The organism is Mesorhizobium sp. M7A.F.Ca.MR.362.00.0.0 (assembly GCF_004023175.1).
Lineage (GTDB): Bacteria > Pseudomonadota > Alphaproteobacteria > Rhizobiales > Rhizobiaceae > Mesorhizobium.
Window position 1 is genome coordinate 23,739 of sequence record NZ_RZTF01000032.1, and the last position, 9,664, is coordinate 33,402.

Below are 9,664 nucleotides of genomic sequence, written 5' to 3' on the forward strand. Positions count from 1 at the left end.
GAGCTGTACTTCGTGCCCGGCATCGATCAGAGGCCCGCCGATCGCCAGAAGGCCGAGCGGCGGCAGGTGATCGTCGGGCACGCGGCTGCCGATGGCGGTGTGCGGCGGATTGATCAGGACGATTTTCATGGCGGACCTCTGGGCGGTTGGTCCGCGCAAGCTGGCCGGCGATGTGGACACGCGCTTGGCCCGTTTCAGCAGTTTGCGTGCAGCTTTTCCCCAAGGAGTGCGAAGAGAGGCATTGTCATCGCCTGAGATGCCCGAGCGGCACATGGCCCGGCCCCTTGATGTTCTGCAGCACCAACTGCGTGTGGACGTCGCGCACGCCGTCGAGCCGCATCAGCCGGTGCATGACGAAGGCGTTGAGTTCGTCGACCGACGGCACCATGACATGCAGTAGAAAGTCATGGTCGCCAGTCATCGTCCAGCACGAGGACACCTCGTCCATGCGCTGCACGGCGGCGATGAAGCTTTCGGGCGAGCCGTCGCTGTGGCTGACCAGGCGCACCTGGATGAACACCTCGACCATCAGGCCGACCGCGCGGCGGCTGATCACCGCGGCAAATCCCTTGATGATGCCGGCCTCCTGCAGCGCCTCGAAGCGCCGCGCGCACGGCGTCGTCGACAGGCCGATCTCTTGCGCCAGTTCGGAAACCGGCTTGCGCCCGTCGCGCTGCAGGACATCGAGCATCTTGATCTCGAAATCGTCGAATTGAGGCATTTTCACTCCGATAGAGGGTTTTGTGAGTGGATGTTATCCCAAATATTCCGTTCGAGCCATCATCAAAACCGATTTGCCTCGGCAGATCGGGGTAGCCTTTTCGGCACGTCAGCCATTGATGATTTGCGAGGAGAAAAACCATGACGACGATGAGCGTTGCCGAATATGCCCGCGACTGCGCGGCGCAAGGATTGCGCGGCGACTATTCGGTCTGCCGCGCCGATTTCACCGTGTCGCAGGGCTACGATTACAGCGAAGAAGAGCAGGCGGTGTGGCGCACGCTGTGCGACCGCCAGACCAAATTGACGCGCAGGCTCGCCCACCACTCCTATCTCGACGGCGTCGAAAAACTCGGCCTGCTCAACCGTATTCCCGATTTCGACGAGGTCAGCGCCAAGCTGCGCAAATTGACCGGCTGGGAGATCGTCGCGGTGCCCGGTCTCATTCCCGCGGCCCCGTTTTTCGATCATCTCGCCGATCGCCGCTTCCCGGTCACCAACTGGCTGCGGACGAGGCAGGAGCTCGACTACATTGTCGAGCCCGACATGTTCCATGACTTCTTCGGCCACGTGCCGGCGCTGTCGCAACCGGTGTTCGCCGATTTCATGCAGATGTATGGCGAGAAGGCCGGCGACATCATCGCGCTGGGCGGCGACGAGATGATTTCCCGGCTTTATTGGTACACGGCCGAATACGGCCTGATGCAGGAGGCCGGCCAGCCGCTAAAGGCCTTTGGCGCCGGCCTGATGTCGTCGTTTACCGAGCTGCAGTTCGCGGTCGAAGGCAATGACGCCCACCACGTGCCCTTCGACCTCGAAACGGTGATGCGCACCGGCTACGAGATCGACAAGTTCCAGCGCGCCTATTTCGTGCTGCCGTCCTTCGACGCCTTGCGCGATGCCTTCCAGACCGCCGATTTCGCGGCGATCGTCGCCCGACGCAAGGACCAGCCGGCGCTCGACCCGGCGACGTTATAGTGCAGAACCGTCAGGCGGTGACCACCTTGCTCAGATGGTCGCCCAGCCGGCAGGCCAGCGCGGTGATCGTCGTCGTCGGGTTGCATTGGCCCGACGTGCAGAACACCGAGGAGCCGCCGACATAGAGATTGTCCATGCCGTGCACCTTGCAGTTGGCGTCGACCACGCTCTTGCTGACGTCGGTGCCCATGCGCGTGCCGCCCATGTGATGATGGCCCGCCGTCTCGTCGTTGGTCGGATAATCCTGACCATTGCTGATCCAGTCGGCAATACGCACGCGGCCGAGATTCTTCTCGATCAGCGTCATGCCGAACAGTCTGAGCCCTTCGAGCAGGGTGCGGCGCTCCATTTCCGATTTCTTCCAGTGCAATTCGATGCGTGGCACGCCGGCATGGTCGACATCGGTCTTCGACAACTCGATCTGGTTGGAGGCCAGCGGCGCCTGTTCCCAGGCGACGTAGAGCTGGGCGGCGCAGCGCAGTCTCTGACTGAGCTTGGAGGACATCCACTCGGCCATGTCGGGTGCCGTGCAGGCGAGGTCGGCGATAAGGCTCTTGACGCCGGGATACGGCGTCTCGATCAGCCGGATGCCGAAATTCATGATCTGCAGCCGCTCCATGGCGGCAAGGGTCGGCGAGAAGAAGGCCTCATTGACGGCGTCGACCTCGAACGCGTTGTAGTCGGCCAGGATCGCGTTGCCGCCCTCGAAGGTCGGATGCTCCATCCAGTAGCGGCCAAGCGCCGTCGCATTCGGCACGACGCCGCCGTTCGAACGCTGGTTCGACCACAGAAGCAGCCGCGAATTCTCCAGCCCGCCGGTGCAGACGATGAAATAGTCGGCACTGAAGGAGCCGGCATCCTGCCCGTTCGACCACAGTCTGGCGCCCGTCACACGTTTGCCGTCGCCGGAAAGTTCGGTGGCACAAGTGTTGAGCACCACCGCGATGTTCTTGGCCTTGTCGAGTTCATCGCCGAACTTCTCGGCGAAGCGCACGGCCGGGCTCTTGATCAGCTGCACCCAGTGAATGTCGTCCGAGATCGGCACATCTGGCCGGAGGGCCGGAAGGTCGAGAATGTCGCGCACTTCCGGCAGATAGGGTTCGATGTCGGTGCGGCGGATCGGCCAGCCCGTATCGGGTACCCAGGCCTTCGGCTCGAAATCCTGCTTGTCGAGCACGCGGCACCAGCCGGCCCAGTGGTTGGAACTGCCGCCCATCAACCGCAGCCGGGTTATGTCGAGATCGAAATAAAAATCCCCGACCGTGCTGCCACGGTAAAAGTCCTGCGACTCGTCGCTGAATTCGCGCGGACCGGCCTCCATCACCACCACCGGAATGCCGGCCGCGCCAAGCTTGCGGGCAATGGTCGTGCCGGCCGGGCCGGAGCCTAGGATGCACACTTTTGGGGTGAAGTTCGCGGCGCGATACGCCTCGTAGCTGTCGAAGATCATGCCAGGTCGCTCCGCTTCAGGATCCAGCCATTGACCTCGACGATCTCGTTCGGGTCGGGCTTTGGACCGGCGACATCGGCATTAGGCAGCTTGCGGAACAAAGACAGGGCAGGCAATGCGATCAACGCCTGCACGAGCGCGCGGCGTGACATTTTCTTGATGATGAAACTCATGGCTCGTCTCTCGGCTGGGCTTCGGCACTGCATGGCGTTCCCAGAACGGCAATTCCCGGAACGACACATGCATCACCGTAGAAGCCAGTATCGTGCCAAGTCTGGCCGCAAAGCAGTGAAAACCCGGCTAAGCGGTACAACCGAGTGCAAACAGGGTTAGAATTTTCTTAACAGGCCGGTTGCGGCAGATCGGATCACGCCGCCTCGGAAATGCCGGTGTCGATGATCGTCAGGTTACGGCCCTGGTGCTTCGCCTGGTAGAGGCGCCGGTCGGCGGCGCGCATCAGCTCCGACACACTGGCTTCCTCGCCGCAGACGGTGCCGCCGATGCTGACCGTGAGCGGGATGGTCCGCTCGTCGACGGGCCGGAAGCGGATCAGCTCCACTTCGCGGCGAATTCGTTCGGCGACGCGCTTGGCCTCCTGTTCGGTGGCGCCGATCAGGAAGGCGCCGAACTCCTCGCCGCCGATGCGGCCGAGCACATCGCCGCTGCGCACGCCGCGCTGGATCGCGCTGGCGATCAAAAGCAGCGCGTCATCACCTGTCAGATGGCCGAAATTGTCGTTGATGGTCTTGAAGTGATCGGCATCGATGATCAGCAGCGCGCCGCGATCGGACTTGCGGCGCGAACCGTCGAGCGCGGCAAAGAAGCTTTCCCGGTTGAGCATGCCGGTCATGTCGTCGCGGCTCGCCTTTTCCGCCAGGCGGCGATGCGCGGCGGCGAGCTGGGCATGGGCTCGGGCGAGATCGCGATGCGCGTTTTTCAGCCTGTCGCTTTGCCAGAAAGTGCTTGCGCTGGCAGCCCACGCCAGCACCAGCGGACAGAGGGTGGAGGTCAGCCAGATCGTGCGGTTGACCGGAAATCCCATGGCCGGAACGATGATCAGGGTCAGCAGGAGAGAGGCCGCGACTGAGGCGAAAGCAACGGCGGCGGATCTCAGAATTATGCTGTTCATCGCTTGCTCCCACAAGACTGCCTCTCTGCCAGCAAGCCCTAAAGGCCACCTTTCCCAGATGCCTAAAATTTGAATCGTGAGGCGATTTACGCAACCTCAACGAGCAGAAGTTGTGGATAAAGTCGCTTCCGGAATGCGCGTTTCATGCCATAAGGAGCCCATGACCACGCTCCCTGACCCCGCCCGCTTCGCCCATGTCACCGACTGGGTCTTCGATCTCGACAACACGCTCTATCCGCATCATTCGAATCTGTTCTCGCAGATCGACGTCAAGATGACCGCCTATGTCGGCGAGCTGCTGGCATTGCCGCGCGACGATGCGCGCAAGTTGCAGAAGGAACTCTACCGCGAATATGGCACGACGCTGAACGGCCTGATGACACGTCATGGCATCGACCCCGATGATTTCCTCGAGAAGGTCCACGACATCGACTATTCATGGCTGGTGCCAGACCCGGTTCTCGGCACCGCCATCCGCCAGCTTCCGGGCCGCAAGTTCATCTTCACCAATGGCGACCGCAGGCACGCCGAGCGCACCGCGCGCCAACTCGGCATCCTCGACCATTTCGACGACATCTTCGACATCGTCGCCGCCGGGCTCAATCCCAAGCCGGCGCGCCAGACCTACGAGAAGTTCGCCGAACTCCACGCCGTCACCGGCCACAATGCGGTGATGTTCGAAGACCTTGCCCGCAACCTCTCGGTGCCGAAGTCGCTCGGCATGACCACGGTGCTTATCGTGCCGCGCAATTTCGAGCCGACCTTTTCCGAGATCTGGGAGCGCGACCCGGCCAATGAGGATGATGTCGATTTCGTCACCGACGATCTGGCGGGGTTTCTGACGGCGATTGTGGAGGGGGAAGGAAGAGGGGAATTGAAGAATTGAAGAATTGAAGAATGAAGGACGGTCTCTACGGATTCCCCCAGTTCCCGAGTTCCCCAGTTCTTCAATTCGTCAGCTCTTCAATTCGTCAGCTCTTCAATTCCCCATTTCCCTACTCCCCTAACTTGTAGAACCGGCTGATGATCCCCCAGGCTTCGTCGGCGGTGTCGACGAAGTCGATGATGTCCTGATCGCCGGGGCTGATCGTGCCCTGCTCGGCGAGAAAATCGAGATTGATCGCCCGCTTCCAGAAGGATTTGCCGAACAGGATCACCGGCACGCGCTCCATGCGCCCTGTCTGGATCAGGGTCAGCGTCTCGAAGAATTCATCCATCGTGCCGAAGCCGCCCGGAAACACCGCGACCGCCTTGGCGCGCATGACGAAATGCATCTTGCGGATAGCAAAATAATGGAAGTTGAAGCAGAGCTCCGGCGTCACATAGATGTTCGGCGCCTGCTCGTGCGGCAGGACGATGTTGAGGCCGATCGACGGCGCGCCGACATCGTCGGCGCCGCGGTTTCCCGCTTCCATCACGCCGGGCCCGCCACCGGTCACCACGACATATTCGCGGTAATAGGAGGTAGCCGACTGCTGCGAGCAGAGGCGGGCGAATTTGCGCGCTTCCTCGTAGTATTTGCTGTTCTCCTCGAGGTTCTTCTTCTGCGTCTCGTTCTTGGCCGCCCAGGCCTCGCCGCCGGGTTCCGGCAGGCGCGCGCCGCCGAATAGGATCACCGTCGAACGGATGCCGCGTTCGGCCAGGATCATTTCCGGTTTCAGGAGTTCAAGCTGCAGCCGGACCGCGCGCAACTCGCGCCGCGTCATGAAGTCGGGATCGTTCCAGGCGAGCCGGTAGGTTTCGGCACGCGTCTGCGGCGTATCCGGCACACTCTTCGACCGCTCCAGATCCTCGTCCGAATGCGGCAGTGGCGTCCAGCCCGCCTTTTCCATAGGTGTCATATGCTCTACCCGTCCAAATTCTTCACTTGCGCCGCCCCATGACGCAGCCGCGATTGACCCTCACCAAGGCTTCACATAAGCAGGTTCCGCAAAAGTGTCCCGCGGTTTTGTGACAAGAACCTGCTACATGCAAAGATCCAGACAGGCAAAGCCTGCCAAGGGGTCCGCGCGACTTTCAAAACAGGTTAAGGCGTTGCCCCTTAACAGCTTGGTAATGGAGCGAATTCATGTCGAAGCCCGATCTGGCGAGCCTCGAAAAGACCATCGAGAAGGCCTTCGAGGAACGCGACGCGATTTCGACGGCAACGCGCGGCGAAACGCGCGACGCCATCCAGTCGGCGCTCGATCTGCTCGACCGCGGCGCCGTCCGCGTCGCCGAGCGGCAGGCCGACGGCAAGTGGCATGTCAACCAGTGGCTGAAGAAGGCCGTGCTGTTGTCGTTCCGGCTCAACCCGATGGAGATCATCAAGGGGGGACCCGGCGAGGCGGTGTGGTGGGACAAGGTGCCGTCGAAGTTCGACGGCTGGAGTGCCGTCGATTTCGAAAAGGCGGGCTTCCGAGCCGTGCCGTCGTCGGTCGTGCGCCGTTCGGCCTATGTCGCACCGGGCGCCGTGCTGATGCCGTCCTTCGTCAATGTCGGCGCGTATGTCGACAGCGGCACCATGGTCGACACCTGGGCCTCGGTCGGCTCCTGCGCCCAGATCGGTAAGAACGTGCATCTGTCCGGCGGCGTCGGCATCGGCGGCGTGCTGGAGCCGATGCAGGCCGGCCCGACCATCATCGAGGACAATTGTTTTATCGGCGCGCGTTCGGAGGTGGTCGAGGGCTGCATCGTGCGCGAAGGCTCGGTGCTCGGCATGGGCGTCTTCATCGGCCAGTCGACCAAGATCGTCGACCGCGCCACCGGCGAGATCTTCTATGGCGAAGTGCCGCCCAATTCCGTCGTCGTCGCCGGAACGATGCCGGGCAAGCCCTTTCCGAACGGCGAGCCGGGTCCCAACCTCTACTGCGCCGTCATCGTCAAGCGTGTCGACGCCAAGACCCGCTCCAAAACCTCGATCAACGAATTGCTGCGCGATTGATCTTTGCGCAAAGCGAGCGCACCTTCCGCCGGCGCGACAATCGGTCGCGCTGGTTCAAGATGGAGGGGTGACATGGACTGGAAGTATCTGCTCACAAGTTTTGATGGTCGCATCAACCGTGGCAAGTTCTGGGCCGCGATTGGCGTTTTCATCGTCATTGGTATCGTTGCCTTCATTCTCGATGCGATCCTCGGTACACGTCTCACCACCGCCAGTGGCGCCCAGATCGGCATCATCGGCATTCTCATCGCTCTGGCCTCGATCTATTTCGCGCTCGCAGTCTACGCCAAGCGCTGGCATGATCGCGGCAAGTCGGGCTGGTGGAGCCTGATCATGCTGGTGCCGCTCATCGGCCCGATCTGGTTTCTGGTGGAATGCGGCATTCTCGAAGGCGCCAGAGGCGCCAATCAATATGGACCGGACCCGCTTGCCTGACAGATCAGATCTCACCTGGCTTTTCTTCAAAACCTCGGGCCGCGTCAGTCGCGCGGCCTATTTTCTTGGCGGGTTGCTCGTCGCCATCATCCAGGCCTTCCCGCTCTACCGCTTCACGCTGGTGCCGGAAGGTTCGGCCGAGAGCAACATGTGGTCGTTCATCTTCTTCGTCGCCTTCATCGCCTCGCTGTGGTCGAACATCGCCCTGGCGGTGAAGCGGCTGCACGATTTGGACAAGCCGGGCATTGCCGCGCTGATCCTGTTCGTGCCGGTGGTGTCGATCGTCGCCTTCCTTGTGTTGTGCCTGTTTCCGGGGCAGCCTGGACCCAACCGCTATGGCCGGCGCACCAACGAGCCGGAACAATCCTGAGGGCTGATCGGACATGCGCTACCGCACGCTTGATCCGAAACTGATCGTCGAAACCGCCGAGCGGCTGGAAGAGCGGATCGCCGACCGTTTCCCTGAAGCGGGATTGCGTGGCGTCGCCGCCGAACTGGTCTCGCTGTCGCGCGATCTGGCCAAGGCGGCCAAGGTGCTCGAAGCACCGATCTGGTGGCTGCGCGGGCTCATCGTCGCCGCCTTCGTCACGGGTGTGCTGGTGTTCCTGTTCGTCGGTACCATCTTGCCGATCGACCGCATTTCGGGAACCCACGATGCCCTGCAGTCGGTGCAAGGCATAGAGGCTTCGATCAACACCGTCATACTCGCTGTGTTGGGCTTGCTTGCTCTGATCCGCACCGAGGAGCGCATCAAGCGCAAAAGGGTGTTTCGCCAGCTGCACGGCCTGCGTTCGCTGATCCATGTCATCGACATGCACCAGCTGACCAAGGATCCGGCAGCCCTTTCGGCCGATTTCAAGCCGACGGCGCACTCGCCGGCCCGCATCACCAATGCCGCCGACCTGGCGCGTTACCTCGACTATTGCTCCGAAATGCTGTCGATCACCGGCAAGATCGCAGCGCTCTTCGCGCAGTCGGTCAATGACGACGTGGTCATCGACGGCGTCAACGACATCGAGAACCTGGCGTCCAACCTTTCGCGTAAAATCTGGCAGAAGATCACGTTGATCGACGGCCGGCCGGTGCAACAATCTGCTCCGGCGCCAGGCCCGGGCGTGCCGGCTTTTTCCGCCAGCCGCAGGATGGCGCCCTGCAAGTCGTCGATCTCCGTCGGCCGGCCGCGCTGCAGATCGTCCCACATAGACGAGCGCGCCTGCAGGTCGATCGCCAGCAAGCGCCGCGCCAGCAGCTTGAACAGCCAGTCCGGCAGCCTGAGCACCTTCGGCAGCAACGCCGGCCGCAGGCCGGCGATCCGCGCCGGCTCGATGCCGGACGCTCTCATCGCTCTCAGGGCCTCGTCGATCTGGCTGGCCAGGATCAGCCGCCAGCGCCGATCGGCCAGTTCGGTCGCCAGCGGCAGGCCGGAAAGCGCCACCAGCGCGTTGTTCAAATTCATCAGCAGCTTGCCCCACAGCACGGCTTTCATGTCGCCATGGGCTTCGACCGCAAACCCTTCGACGCCAAGCAGGCCGACCAGGCCGGCGGCGCCATCCTCGACCATTACCGTGCCGTCGCTGGCGCGGTGAACGCGCAGCGGCAGTTCGCCGTCCGGCGACTGCACCACATTGAACGGCACCATGCCGGCCAGCACCGTACGTCCGGCAAGTTCAGCGCGCAGCCTGTCGGCATTGTCGACGCCGTTCTGCAGGCTGATCACCACGGCGTCGGGCCGGGCATGGGCTTTGATAAGATCCGCCATATCCTGGGTGGCGCCGCTCTTGACCGTGACCAGGATCACGTCCGCCAGCGGCAAAGCGGCGGCCGGATCGACGGTGACGACAAGCGCCTCGGGCTTGATCGAGCGATCGCGGCCCTGGAGGTCGCTGACCCGCAATCCACCCTGCCGCAACGCTGCCTCGATGCGCGGCCGAGCCAGCAGAATGACCTCTCGGTTGGCCAGCGCCAGGCAGCCGCCGGCATAGCAGCCGATGCTGCCGGCACCGGCTATGACGATCCTTCTGTCCTTGTC

General features: G+C 62.5%; 10 protein-coding genes and 2 pseudogenes. 6 read left to right on the plus strand and 6 right to left on the minus strand.

Translation table 11 applies throughout. The annotated features are described in order from the left end of the window. Window positions 1–244: 244 nt before the first annotated feature. Complete coding sequence (locus EOC06_RS07205) at window positions 245–721, minus strand: Lrp/AsnC family transcriptional regulator (RefSeq protein ID WP_027040109.1); 477 nt, start codon at window positions 719–721, stop codon at window positions 245–247. Between the two features lie 140 nt (window positions 722–861). Between EOC06_RS07205 and phhA the strand changes: the two genes are divergently transcribed. After that, window positions 862–1,698, plus strand: coding sequence for a phenylalanine 4-monooxygenase (gene phhA / locus EOC06_RS07210; RefSeq protein ID WP_128287709.1), 837 nt, complete (start codon window positions 862–864; stop codon window positions 1,696–1,698). A gap of 10 nt (window positions 1,699–1,708) precedes the next feature. Here the strand turns inward: phhA and EOC06_RS07215 are convergent, their stop codons facing one another. The 3 genes from EOC06_RS07215 to EOC06_RS07225 all read right to left on the minus strand — a co-directional run bounded on the left by EOC06_RS07215 (window position 1,709) and on the right by EOC06_RS07225 (window position 4,277). After that, on the minus strand, window positions 1,709–3,148 hold the full coding sequence (locus EOC06_RS07215) for a GMC oxidoreductase (protein ID WP_128307422.1): 1,440 nt from the start codon (window positions 3,146–3,148) through the stop codon (window positions 1,709–1,711). Further along, complete coding sequence (locus EOC06_RS07220) at window positions 3,145–3,321, minus strand: hypothetical protein (RefSeq protein ID WP_128307423.1); 177 nt, start codon at window positions 3,319–3,321, stop codon at window positions 3,145–3,147. Before EOC06_RS07220 ends, EOC06_RS07215 begins: the two co-directional genes overlap by 4 nt. 194 nt (window positions 3,322–3,515) lie before the next feature. Next, window positions 3,516–4,277: a GGDEF domain-containing protein gene (locus EOC06_RS07225; RefSeq protein ID WP_127269432.1), complete on the minus strand. Its 762-nt coding sequence runs from the start codon at window positions 4,275–4,277 to the stop codon at window positions 3,516–3,518. A 160-nt stretch (window positions 4,278–4,437) separates the two neighbouring features. Here EOC06_RS07225 and EOC06_RS07230 point away from each other — a divergent pair, with 160 nt between their 5' ends. Then, entirely contained in the window at window positions 4,438–5,163 is a 726-nt protein-coding gene (locus EOC06_RS07230; RefSeq protein ID WP_127395611.1) for a pyrimidine 5'-nucleotidase, read from the plus strand. A gap of 109 nt (window positions 5,164–5,272) precedes the next feature. Here EOC06_RS07230 and EOC06_RS07235 read toward each other — a convergent pair whose 3' ends face one another. Further along, window positions 5,273–6,118, minus strand: coding sequence for an LOG family protein (locus tag EOC06_RS07235; protein ID WP_023810769.1), 846 nt, complete (start codon window positions 6,116–6,118; stop codon window positions 5,273–5,275). Window positions 6,119–6,345: 227 nt separating this feature from the next. Between EOC06_RS07235 and dapD the strand changes: the two genes are divergently transcribed. The 4 genes and pseudogenes from dapD to EOC06_RS07255 all read left to right on the plus strand — a co-directional run. Then, a complete protein-coding gene (gene dapD, locus EOC06_RS07240) occupies window positions 6,346–7,200 on the plus strand; it encodes a 2,3,4,5-tetrahydropyridine-2,6-dicarboxylate N-succinyltransferase (RefSeq protein WP_127269742.1) in 855 nt (284 codons plus the stop codon). Between the two features lie 72 nt (window positions 7,201–7,272). Beyond that, window positions 7,273–7,635, plus strand: coding sequence for a DUF805 domain-containing protein (locus EOC06_RS07245; RefSeq protein WP_127318322.1), 363 nt, complete (start codon window positions 7,273–7,275; stop codon window positions 7,633–7,635). Continuing rightward, entirely contained in the window at window positions 7,628–8,005 is a 378-nt protein-coding gene (locus EOC06_RS07250) for a DUF805 domain-containing protein (protein WP_023810766.1), read from the plus strand. Before EOC06_RS07245 ends, EOC06_RS07250 begins: the two co-directional genes overlap by 8 nt. Window positions 8,006–8,018: 13 nt before the next feature. Further along, window positions 8,019–8,708 (plus strand): annotated as a pseudogene (locus tag EOC06_RS07255) (hypothetical protein); the annotation flags it as partial. On the opposite strand, the pseudogene EOC06_RS07260 reads toward EOC06_RS07255, so the two are convergent. After that, a pseudogene (locus EOC06_RS07260) lies at window positions 8,695–9,664 on the minus strand (2-dehydropantoate 2-reductase); the annotation flags it as partial. The pseudogenes EOC06_RS07255 and EOC06_RS07260 sit on opposite strands and share 14 nt — an antisense overlap.